Source organism: Aliiroseovarius sp. D2-2, assembly GCF_055809455.1.
In genome coordinates this window covers 1,305,832-1,328,022 of record NZ_CM147913.1, presented here as the reverse complement: position 1 = coordinate 1,328,022, position 22,191 = coordinate 1,305,832, and the positions used below count along the sequence as shown (strand labels likewise).

Below are 22,191 nucleotides of genomic sequence, written 5' to 3'. Positions count from 1 at the left end.
CGCGCCTACAAAACTTGAGATAAAAACTGACGCGTCCGCGCTTCGCGAGGCGCGTCAAATATTTGATCAGGTGTGCCTTCTTCCAAAATCCGCCCACTTTCAAGAAAGCACACCTTATCCGCCAATTCGCGCGCGAACCCCATTTCATGGGTGGCAAGGATCATCGTCATCCCCTCGCCCCTAAGCTGGCGTAGAACATCCAACACTTCTGCAACCAGCTCAGGATCCAAGGCCGATGTGATTTCATCAAACAGCAAGATATCGGGCTTCATCGCCAAGGCGCGAATGATCGCCACACGCTGCTGTTGGCCGCCAGATAACTGATCTGGATAGTGATCAATGCGGTGGCCGAGACCAAAACGGTCGAACAGCTCGGCCACGCTATCGCGCTGCGCAGCTTTGCTAAGCCCTTTCACGCGACGCGGTGCCAACATTACATTGTCAGCGGCGGACATGTGCGGAAACAGGTTGAAAGACTGGAAAACCAGCCCGATCCGCTGTCGTACTGGTTGCGGATCCAGTCCCGGTTCAGCGATATCAACGCCTTCGAACCAGATCTCTCCATCATCAACTGGGTCCAACAGATTTATCGCGCGCAGTAGCGTCGATTTCCCAGACCCGGAAGCCCCGATCAGGCACACCATTTCCCCGCGCGCAACCTCAAGGTCGATCCCGCGCAAAACCTGATGATCCCCAAAGCTTTTTTGAACATTCCTCAAAGACAGCATTGGCTATTGCTCCTGCTTGCGGCGTTTGTTCATCAGGTGATCGGCAAAACGCGTCATTGGGATGGTGATCGCCAGAAAGATGATCGCCGCCCCGACATAAGGTGTGAAATTTGCATAGAGCGACTTGTAGACTCCGGCCTGCCTGAAGATCTCGACCGGGCCGACGAAGGACAAAAGCGCGACGTCCTTTTGCAGGGCCACAACAAGGTTCATGTTTGCAGGCAACACGTTGCGCAAAGCCTGAGGCAGGATCACGTAACGCATCGCATCCGCGCCCGACAGGCCCAAGGAAAGTGCCGCTGAGCTTTGGCTTTTGTGGATTGATCCGATGCCAGATCGTATGACCTCGGCCACATAGGCAGCGTAAACAAGGATCAAAGCAAGCGACCCCCAGATATAGGGCGAATTCCAAGGACGCGGCAGCCCCAGCCCCGGAATGCCGAACCCCACAAGATAGATGACAAGAATGACAGGAAGCCCCCGAAACACATCTGTGTAAACAGTCGCAAAAAGCCGAAGTGGGTAAAGCGCCGGCCTTTGAATATCTCGACAGATCGCCACGAACAGCCCCAAAAGTGCAATCAGCGGGGCACACCATGCAAAGATCGCCATGTCCAACAGAAAAGCATTCAACAGCCCTGGAAAGGTCTTCGTGAACACGCCTCCATTAAAGAAACTTTTCTTCACGGCCTCCCATCCGGGTGCCAACGGCACCAGAACCAGAATTACAACAATAACCAGTGTTGTCGAAACACCGGCAACCCACATGGATCGGCGGCGCTGCGCAGCTTCAAACTGCGCGCGCCGCCCCGGCATTGCCGGTGGTTCACCTGACATCGTCATTCTGCGTGTTTTCCGCCTTAATTGATTACCGGAACACCTGTTGCCGCTTGAAGCCATTCAGCTTCAATCTCGGCCAGCTTTCCGGAATCCGTCAGTGCTTGAATGGCTTCATCCACGCAAGGCTTCAAAGCACTGCCATCCGCCATGAGTGCACCGAACTGATCGGGTTTTTCTGAACGTTCTGCCGGAAACTGACCAAGCAGCGCACCGTTTTCAACCACCACAGCCGACAGGTAAAGTGCGGTTGGCAGGTCGAACAGCGCCGCATCAATCTGATTGGCCTGAAGGGCGGCTGTGACGTCTGTGTTGTCGTTGTAAAGCAGCACGTCCTGATCCGGAGCAATTACTTCACCGACCATAGACGCACCGGTATGTGATGCCCCTGCCCCCCAAAGAAGCCCCTTCAATGTCTCCAGTGTCGGCTCACCAACTTTGTCGGCCACGGATTTGGTCGTGAGCACAGCCATCGCCGAACTGTAATAAGGCAATGAGAAATCAACCATCTCTTCACGTTCTGGCGTGATCGAGAACTGTTGCATGTTGAAATCAAAGCTTTTCTCGCCGGGCTGAATCGCCTCGTCGAACGACGTGCGCACCCAAGTTACCGCGTCATCTGCAAATCCCATTTCGCCTGCGATCGCATAAGCCACTGCGGCTTCAAAACCTTGTTTGCTCTCGGGGGAGTCCTCCATGACCCATGGATAATAAGCCGGGTTGCCCGTCGCGATTGTCAAAACTCCGTCGTTCAGTGTTTTGCCCGCCGCGCAATTGTCAGCGGCAAAGGCTGCACTGCCCACAAGTGAAGCGCACATAATCGTCAGAACTTTTTTCATATCAGTCATCTCCCCAGATTGGATGTTTCGACTGAGCCTAGCGTGAACCACCTAACTGGGCGAGCGAAAAAGCGTCTTTCGAAACACGGCCATTGACCTTCCCCAATTTTTTGATCAAATATTTCACACCGTATCTATTTTCAAACCGACGACGGCATGACACCGACGTTGTAGGAGGTTTTGATGTCACCAAAGCGCCCCTTGGATTGGGCCTCGAGTTTGTCCGCTGATTTTGTCGCCTATGCAGATGGGCGTCGCATTGAAGAAGTGGAGTGCATCATCCCCGACATTGTCGGAACCTCGCGCGGGAAGGCCATGCCCGCCACCAAATTTGATCCCAAAGCCGAGCTCGCCCTGCCAATATCCCTCTTTTACCAGACGATTTCTGGCGAATATGTGGATATGGAGATCGAGAACCAGTGGCTAGAGCGAGACATTGTCCTTCGCCCGGACATGGGCACCGCTTGCGCTATTCCATGGGCTGAAGATGTTTCGGTTCAGGTGATCTGCGACATGTTCAATCGCGACGGTTCACCCTTGGCTGTTTCGCCGCGGGCGTTGTTGAAGCGCATTGTCGGGTTATATGCAGACAAAGGCTGGAAGCCGATTATCGCGCCCGAACTTGAGTTCTATTTGACCAAACCCAACCACGATCCCAACGAACCAATTGAACCTCCTATCGGGCGCACGGGTCGTAAGGGTGCAAGTCGGCAGGTGTATTCGATGTCCGCTGTGGATGATCACGGCCCAGTCATCGACACGATCTATGACTACGCCGAAGCACAAGGGCTTGAGATTGACACCGTCATTCAAGAAGGCGGAGCCGGTCAGATCGAGATTAACCTGAACCACGGCGACCCTGTGAACCTTGCCGATCAAGTGTTCTATTTCAAACGCACGATCCGCGAAGCTGCGCTGAAGAATGGTGTGTTTGCTACGTTTATGGCCAAGCCAATCCGGGACGAACCGGGCAGCGCGATGCATGTGCATCAAAGCATTGTTGATGCGAAGACTGGCAAGAACATCTTCTCGAATGAAGATGGAAACGCGTCTGACCTGTTCCGCTGGTTTATCGGTGGATCCCAGAAGTACACGATGGATGTCGTGCCGCTTTTGGCCCCTTACGTGAACTCGTTTCGTCGCATCACGGTCGAAGGACAATCCGCACCAGCCAATTTGGAATGGGCGTCTGACAACCGCACCACAGGCCTGCGTGTTCCACATTCCGGACCTGCCGCACGGCGCCTTGAAAACCGCGTGATTGGCATGGATGCGAACCCATACATCGCCATCGCGGCCTCGCTGGCCTGCGGTTATCTGGGCATGATGAACAAGATCGAGCCGCGCGCCGAAGCCAAGAAGGAAGTGTGGGAGGTCGAACAGCCCCTGCCCGCCGCCTTACGCGCCGCACTGGATATATTTGATGACGCAAAAGACATCCGCGCCGTACTGGGCGAGGAATTCTGCAAGCTCTATTCAGACATCAAATGGGCCGAGAACGAAGAATACCAGCGCGAAATCTCGCCTTGGGAACGGCAGCATTTGCTTTTGAATGTTTAAGGCACTCTGGATGTTCGGAAACTAAGACGCGGTCACCTGAAGCGGTGGCCGCATTCTTTTGCGTTTCAACAGATCAAGGACGGCAAACGGTCACCGTCCCGTCCTTAGAAAAACTCTCACCCGAAACGGTTTAGACAAAAAGCCTCGCCCATGAGCCCGGCATTCTAGGCTCAGGGAGAGTTCAAGACGCTTACCGTTATGCAAACTACTTTGGATAGGTGCTTAAGTGTGATGAAGTTATCAGAAGCATGATCTTGTCACCTGCTGCAATCTGCGATTTCAATGCGTGAAATGTCAAAGCACCCATTTGGCGCGCCTCCCTCATAGTTCCACTGAAGGTGCACCAAGCATTCTCAGAGGCTTATTCCCCAGCAGCCTTCATATCTTCGATCAGGCGCGTTTCAAGAAGCTGCCCATGCTTGTAGAGAAGCGGATAGGCAATCGACGCAATATGGCTATTGAACTCGCGCAAGGCTCGCAATGTCTCTAGATGGACATCCGAGGTTTCAAAACTCTCGACCAGTCCCTCCTGTAAGCGCTTGAGGTGACGCTTGCGGCTTCTACGTTCAGCCTGTTTCAATTCAGTCTTTTCAAGGCTCAAGACACGTGCACTTTCTAGATCGTCAGACACCAACACATTAGAGGCAAGCCGCATATTCGCCATGATACATTCATGCATGCGTATCAGCTCGCCCCAACCTTCCTTGGAAAATTGGGTCCGGTTCTCATGCATCTCGCCCGCCAGAACACATAATCGTTTCGCCACAACATCTCCGGCCGTTTCCAAACGAATTGCATATTCCATCAGGTCGCGTGCGGTCTTGACGTTCTCTTTGCCAAACTCGTTCTTTCCAGGAAGAGATGCCACATAATCGCGAATTCCAGTCAAGCAATCGTTGACGTCCAAATCGATCGCTTGAACGGACTGGATCTTCTCGGCGTCCCCATCGCGGTAGAGTTCCAATGAAGGGCGGAACATCACTTCGATCAGTTCCGACATGCGCAAGAGTTCTTTTTTCAGGCTGGCTAGGGCCTGAGCTGGCAAACCGATATTGTCCGGGTCGAGTGCAGAAGATGGTCGTACATCAATCCCATTTTGCAGCAACGGATCCGTGCGTTCAGGCAGCAGTAAGACCATGTTCGATGCAACAAATTTGGTGAACGGCAGAGCAAACAGTAACAGTAAGCCGTTGAACGCAATATGCGCGAAGATCAGCATCTGGCCGGTTTCTGGAATCTCAACCACACCTGAGCGCAAAAACAGGTTGGCGGTAAACAGCGCTACGACAGCCCAAATGCCACGCAAGACAAAATTGGCGTATGGCACCCGACGCGCGACCATATCCATGCCTCGCGTCAACCAGATCGGAATCAGGGCCGACCCAAGATTGGCACCCAGCACCAATGAGACACCCGCCGCAAAGGGAATGGCGTCGATCTGCACGAGCGTCACACACATCAGGATTGCCGCCACAGACGAATGCATCACGAAAGCCAGCGCAGCCCCAACCAGGAATGCGGTTAGATAATCGCGCGCAAGATATTCGGCAATCGCCGGCAAAAAGGCACTGTCACGGATCGGATCCATTGCTTCACGCAGGAACCGCAGCGAAATCAGGATAAACGCCACCCCCATCAAGATCCGGCCGGCCTGTCGCCAATTGCGGCTTTCCACTTTGACAAAAAGCCACCCGCCCACAGCCAGAAGCACTGGCACCAACCAATCAAGCCGGAACGAGAGTATCTGAATGATCAGAGCCGATCCAAGGTCGCCGCCCAATACAATCGCCAGAGCTGCCGGGAATTGCAGGTAACCGCCAGCTACGAACCCCGTTGCAAGCAAAGCGACGGCCGCCGAACTTTGCAAAATCATGGCCAACATCACACCAAGTGCCGAGTTATAAAGAGGCCCGCCTTTGGCGGTCATCATGCGTTGGAAAGACGCGCCAAAGCTGCGTTCGATCCCCGTTCGCACCATCCGCACCGCAAACAGCAAAAGCATCGTGGCCCCTGCCAAACTTGTTATGAAACTCAGTATAGCCATCAGTTTTTCACCAGATCCAGCAGTTGGGAGTGTAGTTCCGGAGTAGCGGCGGTAAGCACCTGACCGTCGCTTTCCAGCGTCAAAGGCGCGCCAGACCAGTCGCTCGTCACGCCACCCGCTGCTTCGATCACCGCCGACACAGCTAAAAAGTCATAGGGTTGAAGATCATAATCCACCACGGCATCCACGTGACCCATCGCCACCAGCGCGTGAGGATAGCAATCATATCCCATCCGTCGGGTCTGTGCCGCCTTGGTCAGGCGATCAAACACCTGAGGATGATCTCGATAAATCTTCTCACCTTCATTTATATAGAGAATGGCACGATTAAGATCGGTCTGTTCAGACACCGCGAGAGGGGCTCCGTTCAACTTGGCCCCCTGCCCACGTACCCCGATCAGCACCTCGTCAAGCGCTGGCATTCCAATAACTCCTATCTGGGGCTGCCCATCAATCAGATGGGCCAGAAGGAAGCCAAACAATGGGTGGCCAGACAGAAAAGACCGCGTACCGTCAATGGGATCAATCACCCAGAGATGCGAACTGCCCTTGGTGTCGATCCCTTCTTCTTCGCCGAAAATACCGTGATCCGGAAATTTTTCGGCAAGATAGCTGCGCAGTTCTGTCTCCACCGCCTTGTCCGCGTGAGTCACTGGGCTTTCATCCGCCTTAAATTCAATGCCCAACTTGCCCCGGAAATGGGAATTTGCGGTACGGGCGGCAATCTGCGCCATGGCTTCGGCATGTTGGGTGAGCTGTGCAAGATCTGTCATGATACATCTTCAAGGTCAGAGGCATCTACTTCGGCTATTCTGCCTGACGCCTTTCCGGACGAGGCAATGGCAAGCTCCACACCCCACTCCTTCAACGCGCGCGCCATCTCTCTGTCGGGTGCCCGATCTGACACCAAAAGATCGACAGCTTGCGGATCCATCCCGCAGTGGGGCGCCTTGGCGCTAAACTTGTGATGATCCAAGCCAACGACCACTCGATCAGCGCAGTCCGCGATCACCTCAGAAAGGGCAGCTTCAACCGGGTTGGAAAACAAAAACCCGCGCTTATCTGACAGTGCATCCGCACTGATCATTGCAAGGTCAAACACATAGCGGCGCGCTTGGCGTTCGGCCACTGCGCCGAAAGTGCCCCGCTCGTCGCTTTTCATCTCTCCACCCAGGAAATGCACCCGATTATCCTGTGTACCCATCAAGGTCTGCGCGATACCGATCGAATTGGTAACCACGGTCAACCCTACATGTTTGCGCAGCCGTTCTGCCACGAACGCAGTGGTAGACCCCACATCCAGAAACACCGTCATTCTGTCATGAACCTGCTTGGCGACCAGTTTGGCAATCTGCCGTTTCTCATCCGGGTGGTGTGCCATGCGCCGAAAAAAGCTTGGATCACCGGCCCCGCCAACCAAATAGGCCCCACCGTGCACCCGCTCAACAGATCCGGTTTTAGAAAGTGATTTGATCCCTCGACGGACGGTCTCTTCGGAGACATCGAGATGCTTCGCAAGCTCTGACGACCGAGCAGTCCCTCCCAAGTGACGCAGAGCAGACAGCAGCTCAAGTTCCCGATGGGATAGGTTGGAAGTATTGGTCATTTCCACGCTCATTCAGTCACTTTCCATCATATAACCCACATTTACCTGCATATTTGCAACTGCAAAATGCGAAAAACAGAAATATACTCCAGAAATATTCGCCAAATTCTCCCAAAAACCCTCAAACGCACTGATTGACCTTCACGGCGTAGGCGAAATGGGCGCGGTTGCAGAACAATCCGCACATGTCGCATTCAGAGAATTCGATACCACCCACCTCGTAATATGAACCACACCCTGATGATGCAGCCCTCCGCCGATGACGGGTCAAAGCGTTCGTGTGATGAAGCTTGAACCGCTGCATCGGCCAGCAAAACCCTCGACCATAAATCGCACCTATAGATCGATCACAAAAACAAACTTGCAGTTTGATCCTGAACAATGGCCACTATTAAAATAACCAGACAGCAGGAAACACGCATGAAAATCGTCAGAACAGACAAAGAGCTGCACACACCTTTGGTCGACGCCGCGATACGCGATGCTGGGCATGAATTGGTCTTGCTTCCCGACGGGGTTGAGGAAGACCAGTTGATCGCCGAAGTCCAAGACTGTGATCTTCTACTCATGTGCTACACTCCGATCACTCGACGGGTTATCGAAGCCGCACCCAACTTGCGTGGAATTGTGAAATACGGGGTGGGTATCGACGCCATAGACATTCCAGCCGCAATGGAAAATGGCGTTACAGTTGTCAATATTCCAGAATATGCCGAAGAAACTGTAGCCGAAGGCGCATTTGCTTTGCTTATCTCTTTGGCCAAGAAACTACCCGCCCTGAATGATCACATGCACAAAGAAGGCTGGGGATGGCCCGAACCGCAATGGCTGGGCACAGACATCGCCGGAAAGACGCTTGGCATTGTTGGACTGGGCAAGATTGGGCGGTCGATGGCCCGGATGGCTGGTCAGGGCTTTCGCGCCCGCGTCATCGCCTTCAGCCCCCACACTCCAGAAGAAGAGATGCAGGCCATAGGGGTGGAGAAATGCGACACACTCGACCACCTACTTGAAGAAAGTGATTTCGTCAGTGTGCACAGCGTTCTGAACCCTGAAACCCTCGGGATGATCGGAGAGCGTGAGCTCAAGCTCATGAAGTCCACTGCTATCCTTGTCAACGCTGCTCGAGGAGCAATCATTGACGAAAACGCTTTGACGCGTGCGATGCGCGAAAACTGGATCGCGGGATTGGGACTTGATGTATTCAGCCAGGAACCATTGTCGTTGAAAGATCATCCAATGAGCGAATTGTTTGACCACCCCAACGTGATCCTGTCCCCCCACCTGACATTTTATACACACGACGCGATGGAGCGGCTGGAAAAAGAGACATTGGAGCGCTGCCATGAGCTTCTGGACGGGCGGGACGTGCTGGTGAAGTCAGCGGATCCACGCCTTCGAATGCAGACCAAAGGCGTCACCTTTGGTAAGTGATCAGGTTATTGAGGAGTTGGCTTTCGCCGATCCCGCTGAAGATGTTCCTCATAGGCTCGCAGCTCGTGCCCGATATCGTTTTCCGTCCACCTCATGTATGGTGCTGCTGCCCTCGCGACTTGTTCTGAATTCTTCAGGCCTTGATCAGCGTTCCATCCAAGACCCAAACGGCGCATCATCAGATCGGCAAGACTTGTCGGATTTTCGTGACGCACACTATGTTCAATTGCCGTTTGTGACACCTCACCAGAGGCATTGGTTACATTCAAAGAGGTGTAGCAAGGCTGACTGCGTGCGCGAGACGGGGTCAGGATGGGGCGGATGCGATCCACAAACCGCTGCGCTACCTGGCGATGGGTCACAATCGGAGCGCCGGTCAGCGTAAACATCCCCTTCAGACCCTCGGAAGACAGGTCGTGGATCTTGATCTCCCGACTACCCAACTCCTGCTCTTTGTCATGGGTGAGCGGGTTCACTCCGGCCCAGCTGTACAGGACATGCTTGCGCGAGAGATCCAGGTCAGGAAGCGATCGATTAATTTCCCCCAGCATCCAGTCGATCTCTTGATCCGTGGCATGAACACCCTCGGCCTCTCCGGAGAATTTGGTGCGCGTCAGTCCGACGTAATGATATCCGCGCCATGGCAGGCAATAAAGGGGTTCGCCGAGGCTGTTGTAGGTGAACACGCCCCAATCTTGAAACGCGGGTGGCAGTTGAAGCGCAATGTGAATCCCCTTCATGCCCCGGCACTTTCGAGACGCATTTTTTCCTGTTTGAGCCGTCACCTGATCGATCCAGGCGCCAGCCAAATTTAGCACGATCCGGGCGCGGATCCGAAAAGGCTGACCCAAACCTTGGGTGGGTTTGAGGGACAAATTCCAACCATCATCCCCATTCGATGTCAGTTTTTCGACCTTCACATAATTGTGCACTTCCGCCCCCATCCGGCGCGCATCGAACAGGGCATCAAGCGCGATGCGCTCAGGCCAATCGAAAATGTATTCCCGAAACACAGCGACTCCTTGCAACTGATCAGAGTCTCGTAGCCAGGGCGCAATCGGCACCTGATCGAATTGATCGGGACGATATCGGCGATAATCAAGGCTCTCACCCTTTGGGCTGGTCATCCGCAAAAGCGCAAAGGCTGCATCCAGATGCCACGGGGCATAGGGATCATCTTTATAAATCGGGAGTGCGAAATTTATCGGATTCACCCGCTCTGGAATGGATCGCACTATCTCGTCACGGGCGACCATATCAGCGCGAACCGTTCCCAAAGATCGTGCAAACCTGTCGGGTCGCAACAGCATTTTTCCAACGCTTGTACCATCCGCGAGATGGCGCAGCCCGCAATGTAGAAGACGGCTTGAACGGCTACTGGCACCGTTTGCAAAATCACCCTGATCTGCGACGAAAACGCTGTATCCAGCGGCGCTCAGATGCTGCGCGGCAGAGGCACCATTAATCCCAGCCCCAATGATGGCGATATCAAAGCTTTGCCCATCCAGTTCTACCATGGCGTCTTCCTTACCGGGTCGCAGCGATCGCTGCGATCCCTAACCCAACCACAATCGCAGCCAACAGCCTTTGTCTTTTTGGTCCTTCGCCGAACCAGATCACACCAATCAACGCCGCAAAGATAACTGAGGTCTCTCGCAAGGCTGATACCATTCCCAGCGGGGCAACAGATTTTGCATAGAGCACAAGCGCGTATGCAGCACCTGAAATCAGTCCTCCACACACCCCGATGACCAATGAACGAGTCGGTATGGCTCGCACCCTCTCCCAACGTGTGGGGAAAACGTAAAACACGATCATCAGCTTTGCTGTGAACAGCCAGCCGATATAGCTGATCGCATGGCCCGACAAACGTATACCAACCCCATCTATCAAGGTATAGCTCGCCACAATTACGCCAATCCCAAGCGCTGCGAGCAACGCGCTGGCAGGCAAGGCTCCTGTAAACGCAGAACGGGACAAAATCATGATCCCGGCAGATACAAGAAAGATACCGACCCAAGCGAACACAGGCAGGTTTTCACCCACCCAAAACTGCGCACCCAGCGCCACCAGAACCGGGGCAAGCCCTCGCGAGATCGGATAAATTAAACTAAGATCACCGAGCCGATAGGCCGTATTGAGCAGGAAGAAGTAAACCCAATGCACCATGATCGAGGCGATCATGAACGGAATAGAGGCCAGTTCTGGCAATGGCGACAAACCGATCATAACCATTCCTGGGAACACATGCCCCAGAGCGATACAACCCAGTATGATCGTTTTGTCACCGGAACCTTTCACCAACGCGTTCCAAAGCGCATGCAAAAGGGCCGCAGTCAGAACGATAAGGCCAATCGCCGGCGTCATACCACTTCGTTGATTGCAGTCACCACGATATCAAGTGCCCGATCCAGATCCTCGCGCGAAATGGTCAGTGGAGGTGACAGGGTCAGCACGCAGCCTTGCGAAATCTTGAAGCTCAGACCGGCGTCCAGACAGCGATAGTAGACTTGTTCGGCCAGCGCATTTCCCGGCGTCTTATCGGCACGGTTTTGGACAATCTCGACGCCAAACATCAGACCACGACCCCGAATGTCGCCCACAATAGTAACGTCCCCCAAACGGTCTTGGAGCTGTGCTTTGGCGTAGTCTCCCAGTTCCGCTGAACGATCCACCAGCCCTTCTTCTTCAATAATCTCAATGGTGGTTAGGGCCGCGCGAGCGGTCACAGGGTTTTTCTCATGGGTATAGTGACCGATGGCAAAGTCTCCGCACACATCCAGATCTCGACGCGCAACGCAGGCAGCGATGGGAAGCACGCCACCGCCTAGGTTTTTTCCCAAAGTTACGATGTCTGGAATGATGTCGTCGTGTTCGAATGCGAACATTTTGCCTGTCTTGCCTAGACCCGTCGGAATTTCGTCCATGATCAGCAGCGCCCCGCGAGCGTTACAAGCCTCGCGTACTGCTTTCCAAAATCCCGCGGGGGGCACATAAGGCACGGCGCGCATTGGTTCAGCAATCACAGCAGCAACGTCCCCTTCGCGCTCAAGAACGAAGTCCACCATCTTGGCGCAGGCCAGTCCGCAAACATCCGGTCCCGAGTGATTGTATGGGCAACGATAGCAGGCGAAAGGTGCAACATGTTCCGCACCCGCTAGAAGCGGTCCTGCAATATGGCTGCGGAAAGTTGCCTCACCCCCAACGCTCGCCGCCCCGAAACCTGCACCATGAAACGCGTCCCAGAAACTTACAGTTTTGAAACGCCCGGTCGCTGCACGTGCGATTTTCAACGCAACTTCATTGGCGTCAGATCCACCAGTTGTAAAAAGAGTTTTGCCCAGATCACCCGGAGCAATTTCGGCGAGTTTTTCGGCTAGGGCGACTGCTGGGTCATTGGTGAAACGGCGCGGCGCAAAGGGCAGATCATCAAGCTGCGCCTTGATTGCTGCAATCAGCTTTGGATGCCCCCAGCCGATGTGGTGTACCGAGTTACCATGGAAATCCATATAGCGACGCCCGTCCAAATCTTCGACCCAGATTCCTTCAGCTTTGGCGATGGTGCTGACGCAGGGACTCGACAAGCTTTGGTGTAGAAACACCTTGGCATCACGGTCCAGCAGTGGCTTCGACTTTGGTCCGATCGACTTCTCAAGCCACGCTTTACGAGCTTCTGAAGTATTGGATTCACCTTCCGTGTGAATGATCGTCGACATGTTGGACCTCTGCTTTCAAATTAAAAAGTGAGCCCCGACAATCAGGTCTCACCAGTAACGGGAAAAATCAAGAGAGGCCCCCCCTGATGGGGGGAGCCAGTTATTAGGCCGATCAGTTCGGCCACGGGAGTGAGTAAGTCTTTACATTGGTAAAGAATTTCATCGCCTCGGTAACACCTTCCTTTACCGCGTTGCCGCTGTCTTTGATGCCACCGAAAGGTGAGGTTTCAATACGATATCCGGGTTGTTCCCAGATGTTGCACGTCCCCACATCGAGCCCGTTAATATAAGCAATAGCCCGGTTCAAATCGTTGGTGCAGACACCAGAGCTGAGACCGAAATCGGTAGAGTTCGAAATCGCCATGACGTCTTCATCGTTGTCAGGCACACGCACGATCGGCACGATCGGACCAAAGGTCTCTTCCATTACCAGTTCGCTGTCATGGGGCACTTTGTCCACCACGATCGGCGGCAAAAGAGCGCCCTGCCGACCCGGATGATAGAGAATCTCAGCCCCCTCTTTCTCAGCCTGAAAGACGCGTTTTTCGAATAGCTCGGCAGCCTGCGCGTGGATTACGCAGCCCAGTTCGGTGTTAGGATCCTGAGGATCGCCAAACTTGATCTTCTTAGCTTTCTCTAGAACCAAAGGCACGAACTTGTCGGCCACACTTTCCTGAACCAGAATGCGCTTGATCGCGGTGCAGCGTTGACCTGAGTTACCGGTAGCACCGGCCACGGCAATGGTTGCTGCCTTTTCCAGATCAGCATCGCTCAGATCGTTGCAGACGATCAGCGGGTCATTCCCACCCAGTTCAAGGGCCTGTCGCTTATACCCGGCTCTCTCCGCGATCAACTTGCCAACTGGCACACCGCCAGTGAACGTGATGATGTCGATGTGTTCATTCACCATCATCTCTTCACCGATATCCTTCGGCCAGCCAGTCACGATCTGGAACATCTCGGGTGGCAAACCCGCCTCATAGAGAATATCAGCCAGCGCGATCGCTGTAAGCGGTGTTAGTTCCGTCGGCTTGCAGACCATGCAGTTGTTGGTCGCAATGGACGGAGCAATCTTGTGGCTGACCATGTTCAGAGGGTGATTGAAAGGAGTGATGGCCGAAATAGCGTTCACCGGTTCGCGCTTGGTGAAAATCTTGCGATCCTTACCGTTGTGGGTCAGGTCGCACGAGAAAATCTCGCCGTCGTCCTGAAGCGCCTGAGCGGCGGCGAACTGGTACACATCCTGCGCACGTTTGGTTTCATAAATGGCATGCTGATGACAGATGCCAAGCTCAAGTGTAAGCCATTTCGCCAGGTACTCACGGCGTTCGCCGATCAATTCCCCAGCGCGCTGCAAGATCTGGCTGCGCTCGTAACGCGTTAGTTTAGGCTTGTAATTTGCCGCAATTTCAAAGGCCTGACGCGCGTGTTCGGCGGTGCCCGCAGGCACCGTGCCAATCACCTCTTCGGTGTAGGGGTACTTCACCTCGATCACTTCATTGGTAAAGACAGCCTTACCGCCGATACGCATCCCCTCTTCGCGGATTTCGATTTTGTCTTTCATGTGCGTCAGGCCTTTCAATTACAGGGCAGCGGCTTCAGTGGCGTAGAAAAACGCGTCGAAGTTGCGCAGAACGGGGCGTTCAGGCAGGGCCAAAACGCGGTTGCAGATAAACGGGACTTCCTGTTCGGTCAGACCACCATGACTGCGCAGCGGTTCTTTGAGCGCTGCCAGATCGTGGCGATGTTCGGATGTACCGATGCAGATATTCTCGCCCGAGATCATCACGATGTCACCAATTCGATCTGACGGCAATTCGAAGCGCGCGACGGCCTCGGCATTGGTCAACACATGGGTGATACCTGCAGTCGCGCGCAGTTTCGCCATGATGTCGTCGCGATCAGCACCTTCAGGCAGATAACACGTTGCGAACGAGCCAAGAGCGCCGTGGTGCACAACATACGGGTCGGTGATCGGAAGGATAACGCGGGCCGCATCCTTGCCCAGCCACTCATCCATAAGATCCTGACAATAAACCACATTGGGCGATCCATCGGCGTGGTGTTTGGCTTTCATGCCATGATCGGCGGTGACAACAATTGCGGCCCCCAGCTCATCCAGCTCTCCTAGATACCGGTCAAACATCTCATAAAAGTCCAGGGCTCCCTGCTGTTCGGGGGCAAATTTGTGCTGAACGTAGTCCGTGGTCGACAGGTACATCACGTCTGGCTTCATTTCTTTCAGAAGCTTTACACCTGCTGCAAACACGAACTCGGACAATTCTGCCGAATAAACCTCGGGTACTGGCATGCCCAACCATTCGCTCGCATTTTCAATACCGTGATCAGCCTTGGTTGTTTCACCTGAACGTTCTGCCGAGAATGCTACGGCGCGATCTTCGTCAAATTTCAGGCCAGCGCCTAACAGTGCGCGTAGTTTGTCTTTAGAGGTCACCATCGCCACACTAGCGCCAGCCTCATAGAACTGCGAGAAGATGGTCGGAGCACGCAGGAAGCGCACGTCGTTCATCATCACCTCTTCCCCAGTGTCCGGATCGATAAGGTAGTTGCCGCAGATCCCATGCACTACAGGCGGACGACCAGTGGCAATCGAAAGGTTGTTTGGGTTGGTAAAGGACGGGATAACCGAATGGGCCAAACGATCCGTACCCTCTTCGCGCATCCGTTTGAGGTTTGGCATCAGCCCTTTGCCGATGGCCACTTCAAGATATTCCGGCTCACACCCATCAAGGCAGATCGCAATTGCGCAGACCTTTGGGGTCGCATAGGCACGCCCGTTCGCAACAACAGGAGATTGAATGGTCATTATTATGTTCCTTTATGTATTCAAGCGGCCAGCTTGGCACGTTCTTCGAGGGCCAGAGCAGGTGGGCTTGCGTCTGCTACCCCCATTGCCTCCAGCGTTTCCTTCGCGGCGGTCACGACCTGCCGCATAATATGTTCATCCATCTGACCGATGCAGCCAACGCGGAAACTGTCAACAACAGTCAGCTTGCCCGGGTAGATGATGAAACCTTTTTCTTTCATCAGCTCGTAGAAGCGATCAAAAACAAAGTTTCCGTCTGATGGGCAAAAGAAGGTCACGATAATGGGCGACAGCCAGCGGTCCTTAAGCAGGGTTTCAAACCCAAGCTCGCGCATGCCCTCGACCATCACGTCGCGGTTACGGGTATAGCGTGCGCCACGACCGGCCACACTTCCTTCTTCCTTATGTGCACGCAGTGCTTCAAGGAACGCGGCTACCACGTGGGTCGGAGGTGTGAAGCGCCATTGACCGGTCTTGTTCATATGCGCCCATTGCGCATGAACATCCAAGCTAAGCGAATGGCTGTTGCCTTTGGCAGCCTCCAACTCGGAATTGCGCGCGATAATGAAGCCAAATCCAGGCACGCCTTCGATGCACTTATTGGCAGATGAGACCATGGCTTCGTAACGAATGTCTGCCGCTTTCAGCTCAATCGCGCCAAAGGCCGACATGCTGTCGATCAGAAGCTTGCGACCCGCTGCATAGACTGCCTCGGAAATCTCTTCGACCGGGTTGAGGATGCCGCTGGACGTCTCGCAGTGAATAGCAACCACATGGGTGATATTCGGATCATCGGCCAAAATTTGTGCCACTTCTTCGCCTCGCGGCGGAAGATAGTCGCCCTTGTTCAGGACAACATGCGCCCGACCAAGATACTCCAGTGTTTGTGCAGAACGCATTCCATAGGCACCATTGGCAAGAACCAGTGCTTTTCCATCGCGTGGAATGAAGGATGCCAGCATTGCTTCGACCGAGAAAGATCCCGAGCCCTGCATCGGAACACAGTCAAACTCATCCGACCCTTTACCCAGCAATTCCAACAACATAGATCGCATTTCTTGGGTCATCGCGCGGAAGTCATCATCCCAGCTACCCCAATCCCGCAACATCGCTTCTTTGACGGCATAAGAGGTGGTTAATGGACCTGGTGTCAAAAGGTATGGCTCACCGAGTCGGGGGGAGTCGATTCTGGTAGTTGGAGCAGTCATTTCGCATCTCCGAAGTGGTCTATCACAAACAGCATTGCAGGAAGTTGCTCCATATGTGAAATTGCTAATGGCAATCGTTATATAGGCCCAGCTTATAGTTAAATGCAGGCTGGGAATTGGGGAAAATCGTATGCGGCACAAACAACTAAAGGCGTTTCATAGTGTGGCGCGATTTGGCGGATTTTCCCGAGCGGCCGAGGCGTTGTTTCTGACGCAGCCAGCCATTTCCGAACAGGTGCGTAAGTTGGAGCAGGATCACGATCTACTGCTTTTTCACCGCGAACGGAAACGCGTTTGGCTGACCGAAACTGGAGAGCAGCTTTATCTGTTGACGAAGAGATATTTCGAGGTGGAAGAGCAAATTAGGGAGTATCTTTCGCAAGAGAGTACAGCTGTCGAAGGAGAGTTGAGGATTGTTGCGGATTCCGCCCACCATGTGACCGAATTGCTGGGGCTATTTAAAAAGCGTTATCCAAATACGACGATATCTCTTCGCGTCGGAAACACCGAGAAAGTCGTCGAGGAATTGCGTGCCTATAATGCTGAAATCGGTGTGATCGGCAGCTTGTCTCCTGGAAAAGATATCACAGTGCTTGACCTTGGGACGTCCGAGATCATCGCTTTCGCCGCACATGGGCTTCTTCTTGCATCACAAGAAAGCCTGACAATGAATGAGCTTTCCAAATACCCTTTGGTGTTTCGCGAAAACGGATCAAAAACTCGGCAGAAATTAGTTGAAGAAGCGGATAGACAGGGCATCACGCTATCCCCGACCATTGTTGCGGAAGGGCGAGAGGCGGTACGCGAAGTCGTAGCCTCAGGTGCTGGGATCGGGTTCGTCTCTTTGGCTGAATATGTTCATGATGTGCGGTTCCGAAAGATCAGCCTTTCCGGCTCGCATATCCCTATGAGTGAATCACTTGTGCATTTGACCCAGCGACATGATGTGAAGGTAATACGTGCGTTCATGGATATTGCGAGGCAAACGCAGAGTTGACATGAAAAACTCCGCCGACACCCAAGTGCGGCGGAGCTAATTGACTTCATATGTATGGGCTTAACGGGCGCGCCAAGCCTGTGTTTTCGTCAAGATCCCACGAGATGCAATCAGGTGAATGATCCGCGCCGCTGCATTGGTGTAGAAGATCATCATCCCCATCGCCGCTGCCGGAGCAATATCCCCTGCATCATCCATGTTTAGCACCGCAATCGATGCGAGCGTGGTTTTAGGCGAATAAAGGAACACCACCGCCGACACTGTCGTCATCGCGTTCACGAAGAGATAGATCGAGATGTCCAATACAGCAGGCATACACACTGGTACTGTCACGCGCGAGAAGAGTTTCAATGTGGGCTGCTTCAACGAAGCCGAAACACTTTCAAACTCGCGGTCCATTTGCTTTAGCGCCGTTACCGCCGTCAGGTGCGACACCGTGTAAAAGTGGGTCACGGTACAAATCACCAAGATCGCCATTGTACCGTAAATCGCGTTCAGCGGGTTTGCCGGATTATTGAAGAAGAAGATATAGGCAAGTCCCAGGACCATGCCTGGAATGGCCATAGGCAGCATTGCAAACATTTGGAAGATCGCGCGCCCGGTCCGGAACCCGTTTGATTTCTCAACAAGGTAAGCGCCAAAGAACACCACTGCCGTGCCACAGATTGCAGTCAGGAAACCCAATTTGATTGAGTTGAAGTAAGACGCCCAACCGCCGCCATCCATCTGATCAAAGTTATAGTTGTTCAGGCTCAGGCTCAGGTCATAGGGCCAAAACTTGACGAGCGCGGCGAATTGGCAGACCGCCAAAAGGCCAATGATGAAGACAGCGACAAGGCAGCAATAGACAAAGAAGATACGGTCCGTTTTTGCGTTTGGCGTCGGCTGATAGGGAACTGAACGGGCTGACAGCGCAGCCACTTGTTTCGATTGCACCAGTCGATCAATCGCGAAGGCTAGTATTGCCGGGACAATCAGGACCACCGACACCACCGCACCCATCTCAAAGTTCTGCTGACCAATCACCTGCTTGTAGATATCCACCGCCAAAACATTGAACTGACCACCAATCACTTTGGGCAGGCCAAAATCGGTGATGACCAGGTTGAAGACCACAAACGCTGCAGAAATCAAACCGTATCGCGCGCCAGGAATTGTGACCGTCCAAAAGGTCCGCCAGGGCGTCGATCTCAGGCTTGTAGCCGCCTCATAAAGGCGCCCATCCGAAATGGCCAAAGCCGTAGAGATGATCAGGAAAGCATGTGGAAAGGTGAAGAAAATCGAGCCGATGACGATTCCGATCGGCCCATAAATGCTTGCACCAAACAAGAGCTCTTTGAGCATGCCTTGGTTGCCGAAAAGGTAAACCAGAGCAATTCCAGGCAACAGTGAGGGCACGAGGATAGGTGCCATCGCCACAAGACGAAACAATCCTTTGTAGCGCATGCAACTGCGATTGAGCGCATAGGCAAACCAGAAAGCCAACGTCACCGTGACGATCGTCGACACCACAGAAATCCACAGCGAGTTCTTGATGGAATTGAACAAAGCTGGCGTCGAAAAATAGCTGATAAAGTTATCCATCCCAGTGGATTTTACCGGGCGCAATTGCACCCGCCTGAAGGTGTTGCTGTCCAGCGTCACCCACTCTGTAGTGTCCTGCAAAGTCGACCCCACAAGGAATCGCCCTTCATCCGAGGTATTCCGGATCTGGTACATTACCGGGCTGCGGAAACTGAAGTCTGGGAAAAGCGCAGTCACACCTAGTCGCCCATCAGATCCCGTGCTTAGGTCCAAATCCTCAAAGGCCCGGGTGCTTGTGTTCAAGTTCTCAGCAGACAGGATGGTCCCATCAAAAACACCGGCTTCATCGGTAACCTGGAATTCATACTGAGATAATTCAAACCGATATGTCGAAAAGGATTTCGACAGCATGGCATAAAGCGGCAATACCATTGTGGCGATAAGGTAGAGTGCAATAACAATCATGCCACTTCGCATGATGAGGTCATCTCGGCTGACCTTGCCCTTGACCACCGGGCCGTCAGGCAAAGTTGTAAGATCGGTTGTCGGGCTACTCATTTTGATGCCTCCGGACGCTCAAATGCCATCAGGCGGTCTTCTGGCAGCTCAATGACCATCGATCTCCCTTCACCAAGCCCCAGTCGACGCACAGCGTTGATCGAAAAGTCGGCGATCAGCTCGGACTCCCCGAAACGCTCGTTACGCAGACGGCAACGCCAAAACGAGCCAAGGAACTCCATTTCATGTAGCATTGCGTCAATGCAGTTCCGATTTGGATCTTCGGAAGTATAGCCCTCTTCGTGCGGGATAACGTCCTCCGGGCGAACGGCTGCAACAACGGGAGTCCCATCCGAAAACTCATGTTCGTGACAGGCAAAGGTTTTTTCGCCAACAGACAAACGACCCCCTTTTGTAACCAAGCTTTCGATCTGGTTCATTTCACCGATGAAGTCGGCCACAAACAGGTTCTTGGGCTCGCGATACACTTCTGTTGGGGAACCAATCTGTTCGATCACGCCGTGGTTCATCACCACAATCCGGTCTGCCATGGCCAGCGCTTCTTCCTGATCGTGTGTCACCATCACGGTGGTCACTCCGAGCTGGCGCTGCAATTCGTGAATTTCATGTCGAAGGTGGACCCGTACTTTTGCATCCAATGCTGAAAGAGGCTCATCAAGCAAAAGCAAGCCGGGGCTTGTGGCGATTGCGCGAGCCAATGCGATCCGTTGTTGTTGACCGCCCGATAATTGTGCCGGGTACTTCTTGCCTTGGTCTGGCAGGCCCACGAGATTCAACAATTCGTCCACGCGCACAGCGATTTCTGACTTGCTGCGCCCAGTGTTTTCAAGGCCAAAGGCGATGTTTTTCTCGATCGTCAGGTTTGGGAACAAAGCATATGACTGAAAGACGATACCAAAGTCGCGCTCGGATGGGGGCAGATTGGAGACATCTTTACCATCCTGCATGATGGTGCCCTTTGTTTGCAGATCAAGGCCAGCAATTGCACGAAGCAACGTGGTCTTCCCACAACCAGATGGGCCTAAGAAGCAGATGAATTCGCTTTCCTTGATATCAAGCGAGATGTCCTTTAGCGCCAAAAAGTCGCCAAACGCTTTCCAAAGATTTTCGATACTCAGGTAGAGTTCACCAGATGCGTTTTCTTGCGTCACGGGAATGTTCCTTAAGTCTTTGCATTGCAAGGAATCAATGTCCTGGCACCGCGAGACAGTTTTGTGTGTGGAAAGAGAGTGGTTGCGCGAGAAGCAAGAAGCTCGCCCCTCGCGCGGTGTTTTTACTTGGCTTCAGATTTGCCGTCGTAACGAGCTTGCCATTCCTTAAGGATGGCGGCCCGATTGTTCGCAGCAAATTCGAAGTCGTTTTCGATCATTGCGTCAAGCAGACCATCTGGGAAATGCTCAACCGGTTTGGCGATTCCCGGATAGGCAACAACTGCATAACCCACGTTATACATCTCGTTGGCTTCCTTGGTGACTGTGAAGTCGACCAGTTTCTTTGCAGCTTCTAGATCATCGGTGCCTGCGACAATTGCTGTGGCTTCCATATCCCAGCCTACGCCTTCGCTCGGAACGATCACCTCAAGCGGTGCACCAGCGGCCTTCGACTTGGCGCCGCGGAATGCGAAGGATACACCGATCGGGATCTCACCGGCAGCAGCTAGTTTACAAGGCTTAGAACCGGAATGGGTGTAGCGCGCAATGTTTTCATGCAGCGCATCCATGTATTCCCAACCACCTTCTTCACCAAACAGCTGCAACCAGCTGGAAACGTCCAAGAAGCCAGTGCCCGAAGAGTTCGGATTTGGCATGATCACATGACCTTTGTACTGGGCGTCGGTCAGATCTTTCCAAGATGCTGGCGGAGTTAGGCCATTCTTTTCAGCTTCAACGGTGTTGTAGCATACTGATGCCACCCATGCGTCCATGCCCACCCAAGCAGGCGGGTTGTCACCATCAACGAACTTGGCGTCAAGGCTTTCGACACCTGCCGGCGCATAGGCTTCCAGCATGCCTTCGGATTTCAGCAAAAGCAGCGAAGTAGCGGCCAGACCCCAAATAACGTCAGCTTGTGGGTTATCACGTTCAGCCAGTAGCTTCGCGGTGATGATGCCGGTCGAGTCACGTACCCAATTGATCTTGATGTCTGGGTGCGATTCATTGAATTTTTCAGCATAACGGGCCAAGTCTTCTGCTTCGACCGCAGTATAAACAGTGAGTTCTGTATCAGCCAGCGCGCTTGTGGCCAGCAATGCACCCGCCGCCGCAGTGGTAAGAATGGATGACAATCGTTTCATATTTTTCTCCTCTGTTGGTCGTTCAAACCAGGTTCTGGATTCTTCTGCGTTTCAGTAAC

18 protein-coding genes are annotated in these 22,191 nt (G+C 53.4%); 3 read left to right on the top strand and 15 right to left on the bottom strand.

Going from position 1 to position 22,191, the window contains the following annotated elements:
- Nucleotides 1–5: 5 nt before the first annotated feature.
- Genes AC0L6A_RS06575 through AC0L6A_RS06565 form a run of 3 tightly spaced genes read right to left on the bottom strand, consistent with a single transcriptional unit; the run spans nt 6 to nt 2,404 of the window.
- Nucleotides 6–728, bottom strand: a complete 723-nt coding sequence (locus AC0L6A_RS06575) for an amino acid ABC transporter ATP-binding protein (RefSeq protein ID WP_473292991.1) — start codon at nt 726–728, stop codon at nt 6–8.
- A 3-nt stretch (nt 729–731) separates the two neighbouring features.
- Nucleotides 732–1,565, bottom strand: a complete 834-nt coding sequence (locus AC0L6A_RS06570) for an amino acid ABC transporter permease (protein ID WP_473293405.1) — start codon at nt 1,563–1,565, stop codon at nt 732–734.
- A 23-nt stretch (nt 1,566–1,588) separates the two neighbouring features.
- Nucleotides 1,589–2,404, bottom strand: a complete 816-nt coding sequence (locus AC0L6A_RS06565) for an ABC transporter substrate-binding protein (protein ID WP_473292989.1) — start codon at nt 2,402–2,404, stop codon at nt 1,589–1,591.
- A gap of 183 nt (nt 2,405–2,587) precedes the next feature.
- Here AC0L6A_RS06565 and AC0L6A_RS06560 point away from each other — a divergent pair, with 183 nt between their 5' ends.
- A complete protein-coding gene (locus tag AC0L6A_RS06560; RefSeq protein WP_473292988.1) occupies nt 2,588–3,964 on the top strand; it encodes a glutamine synthetase family protein in 1,377 nt (458 codons plus the stop codon).
- 361 nt (nt 3,965–4,325) lie between these two features.
- Here AC0L6A_RS06560 and AC0L6A_RS06555 read toward each other — a convergent pair whose 3' ends face one another.
- Genes AC0L6A_RS06555 through AC0L6A_RS06545 form a run of 3 tightly spaced genes read right to left on the bottom strand, consistent with a single transcriptional unit; the run spans nt 4,326 to nt 7,614 of the window.
- Nucleotides 4,326–6,008, bottom strand: coding sequence for a Na/Pi cotransporter family protein (locus tag AC0L6A_RS06555; RefSeq protein WP_473292987.1), 1,683 nt, complete (start codon nt 6,006–6,008; stop codon nt 4,326–4,328).
- Nucleotides 6,008–6,781 (bottom strand): inositol monophosphatase family protein, encoded by a 774-nt coding sequence (locus AC0L6A_RS06550; RefSeq protein WP_473292986.1) that lies wholly within the window; start codon nt 6,779–6,781, stop codon nt 6,008–6,010. Before AC0L6A_RS06550 ends, AC0L6A_RS06555 begins: the two co-directional genes overlap by 1 nt.
- Nucleotides 6,778–7,614 (bottom strand): DeoR/GlpR family DNA-binding transcription regulator, encoded by an 837-nt coding sequence (locus AC0L6A_RS06545; protein WP_473292984.1) that lies wholly within the window; start codon nt 7,612–7,614, stop codon nt 6,778–6,780. The genes AC0L6A_RS06550 and AC0L6A_RS06545 overlap by 4 nt, the downstream gene beginning before the upstream one ends.
- Before the next feature lie 420 nt (nt 7,615–8,034).
- On the opposite strand from AC0L6A_RS06545, the gene AC0L6A_RS06540 reads away from it, so the two are divergent.
- Nucleotides 8,035–9,048 carry a 2-hydroxyacid dehydrogenase gene (locus tag AC0L6A_RS06540; protein WP_473292982.1) on the top strand — a complete coding sequence of 338 codons (1,014 nt, stop codon included), beginning with the start codon at nt 8,035–8,037 and terminating at the stop codon, nt 9,046–9,048.
- 5 nt (nt 9,049–9,053) lie between these two features.
- Here the strand turns inward: AC0L6A_RS06540 and AC0L6A_RS06535 are convergent, their stop codons facing one another.
- From AC0L6A_RS06535 to AC0L6A_RS06510, 6 genes are all read right to left on the bottom strand, one after another.
- Nucleotides 9,054–10,565 carry an FAD-dependent oxidoreductase gene (locus AC0L6A_RS06535; RefSeq protein WP_473292981.1) on the bottom strand — a complete coding sequence of 504 codons (1,512 nt, stop codon included), beginning with the start codon at nt 10,563–10,565 and terminating at the stop codon, nt 9,054–9,056.
- A 10-nt stretch (nt 10,566–10,575) separates the two neighbouring features.
- Nucleotides 10,576–11,415: an EamA family transporter gene (locus tag AC0L6A_RS06530; protein WP_473292980.1), complete on the bottom strand. Its 840-nt coding sequence runs from the start codon at nt 11,413–11,415 to the stop codon at nt 10,576–10,578.
- A complete protein-coding gene (pbfA, locus tag AC0L6A_RS06525) occupies nt 11,412–12,764 on the bottom strand; it encodes a (R)-1-hydroxy-2-aminoethylphosphonate ammonia-lyase (protein WP_473292978.1) in 1,353 nt (450 codons plus the stop codon). Before pbfA ends, AC0L6A_RS06530 begins: the two co-directional genes overlap by 4 nt.
- Nucleotides 12,765–12,876: 112 nt before the next feature.
- Nucleotides 12,877–14,328, bottom strand: a complete 1,452-nt coding sequence (phnY, locus tag AC0L6A_RS06520) for a phosphonoacetaldehyde dehydrogenase (RefSeq protein ID WP_473292977.1) — start codon at nt 14,326–14,328, stop codon at nt 12,877–12,879.
- An 18-nt stretch (nt 14,329–14,346) separates the two neighbouring features.
- The gene (phnA, locus tag AC0L6A_RS06515; RefSeq protein ID WP_473292976.1) at nt 14,347–15,591 is read right to left on the bottom strand and encodes a phosphonoacetate hydrolase; all 1,245 of its coding nucleotides are present in this window, start codon (nt 15,589–15,591) and stop codon (nt 14,347–14,349) included.
- Nucleotides 15,592–15,611: 20 nt separating this feature from the next.
- Nucleotides 15,612–16,799: a 2-aminoethylphosphonate--pyruvate transaminase gene (locus AC0L6A_RS06510; protein WP_473292975.1), complete on the bottom strand. Its 1,188-nt coding sequence runs from the start codon at nt 16,797–16,799 to the stop codon at nt 15,612–15,614.
- A gap of 130 nt (nt 16,800–16,929) precedes the next feature.
- On the opposite strand from AC0L6A_RS06510, the gene AC0L6A_RS06505 reads away from it, so the two are divergent.
- Entirely contained in the window at nt 16,930–17,796 is an 867-nt protein-coding gene (locus AC0L6A_RS06505) for a LysR substrate-binding domain-containing protein (RefSeq protein WP_473292973.1), read from the top strand.
- A gap of 60 nt (nt 17,797–17,856) precedes the next feature.
- On the opposite strand, the gene AC0L6A_RS06500 is transcribed toward AC0L6A_RS06505, so the two are convergent.
- From AC0L6A_RS06500 to AC0L6A_RS06490, 3 genes are all read right to left on the bottom strand, one after another.
- Entirely contained in the window at nt 17,857–19,878 is a 2,022-nt protein-coding gene (locus tag AC0L6A_RS06500; protein WP_473292972.1) for a putative 2-aminoethylphosphonate ABC transporter permease subunit, read from the bottom strand.
- On the bottom strand, nt 19,875–20,990 hold the full coding sequence (locus AC0L6A_RS06495) for a putative 2-aminoethylphosphonate ABC transporter ATP-binding protein (RefSeq protein WP_473292971.1): 1,116 nt from the start codon (nt 20,988–20,990) through the stop codon (nt 19,875–19,877). Before AC0L6A_RS06495 ends, AC0L6A_RS06500 begins: the two co-directional genes overlap by 4 nt.
- A 122-nt stretch (nt 20,991–21,112) precedes the next feature.
- Nucleotides 21,113–22,132, bottom strand: a complete 1,020-nt coding sequence (locus AC0L6A_RS06490) for a putative 2-aminoethylphosphonate ABC transporter substrate-binding protein (RefSeq protein ID WP_473292969.1) — start codon at nt 22,130–22,132, stop codon at nt 21,113–21,115.
- Nucleotides 22,133–22,191 lie beyond the last annotated feature (59 nt).

Coding starts and splice junctions, on each gene's coding strand:
- AC0L6A_RS06575 (WP_473292991.1), bottom strand. CDS start 728: ATGCTGTCTTTGAGGAATGTTCAAAAAAGCTTTGGGGATCATCAGGTT.
- AC0L6A_RS06570 (WP_473293405.1), bottom strand. CDS start 1,565: ATGTCAGGTGAACCACCGGCAATGCCGGGGCGGCGCGCGCAGTTTGAA.
- AC0L6A_RS06565 (WP_473292989.1), bottom strand. CDS start 2,404: ATGAAAAAAGTTCTGACGATTATGTGCGCTTCACTTGTGGGCAGTGCA.
- AC0L6A_RS06560 (WP_473292988.1), top strand. CDS start 2,588: ATGTCACCAAAGCGCCCCTTGGATTGGGCCTCGAGTTTGTCCGCTGAT.
- AC0L6A_RS06555 (WP_473292987.1), bottom strand. CDS start 6,008: ATGGCTATACTGAGTTTCATAACAAGTTTGGCAGGGGCCACGATGCTT.
- AC0L6A_RS06550 (WP_473292986.1), bottom strand. CDS start 6,781: ATGACAGATCTTGCACAGCTCACCCAACATGCCGAAGCCATGGCGCAG.
- AC0L6A_RS06545 (WP_473292984.1), bottom strand. CDS start 7,614: ATGACCAATACTTCCAACCTATCCCATCGGGAACTTGAGCTGCTGTCT.
- AC0L6A_RS06540 (WP_473292982.1), top strand. CDS start 8,035: ATGAAAATCGTCAGAACAGACAAAGAGCTGCACACACCTTTGGTCGAC.
- AC0L6A_RS06535 (WP_473292981.1), bottom strand. CDS start 10,565: ATGGTAGAACTGGATGGGCAAAGCTTTGATATCGCCATCATTGGGGCT.
- AC0L6A_RS06530 (WP_473292980.1), bottom strand. CDS start 11,415: ATGACGCCGGCGATTGGCCTTATCGTTCTGACTGCGGCCCTTTTGCAT.
- pbfA (WP_473292978.1), bottom strand. CDS start 12,764: ATGTCGACGATCATTCACACGGAAGGTGAATCCAATACTTCAGAAGCT.
- phnY (WP_473292977.1), bottom strand. CDS start 14,328: ATGAAAGACAAAATCGAAATCCGCGAAGAGGGGATGCGTATCGGCGGT.
- phnA (WP_473292976.1), bottom strand. CDS start 15,591: ATGACCATTCAATCTCCTGTTGTTGCGAACGGGCGTGCCTATGCGACC.
- AC0L6A_RS06510 (WP_473292975.1), bottom strand. CDS start 16,799: ATGACTGCTCCAACTACCAGAATCGACTCCCCCCGACTCGGTGAGCCA.
- AC0L6A_RS06505 (WP_473292973.1), top strand. CDS start 16,930: ATGCGGCACAAACAACTAAAGGCGTTTCATAGTGTGGCGCGATTTGGC.
- AC0L6A_RS06500 (WP_473292972.1), bottom strand. CDS start 19,878: ATGAGTAGCCCGACAACCGATCTTACAACTTTGCCTGACGGCCCGGTG.
- AC0L6A_RS06490 (WP_473292969.1), bottom strand. CDS start 22,132: ATGAAACGATTGTCATCCATTCTTACCACTGCGGCGGCGGGTGCATTG.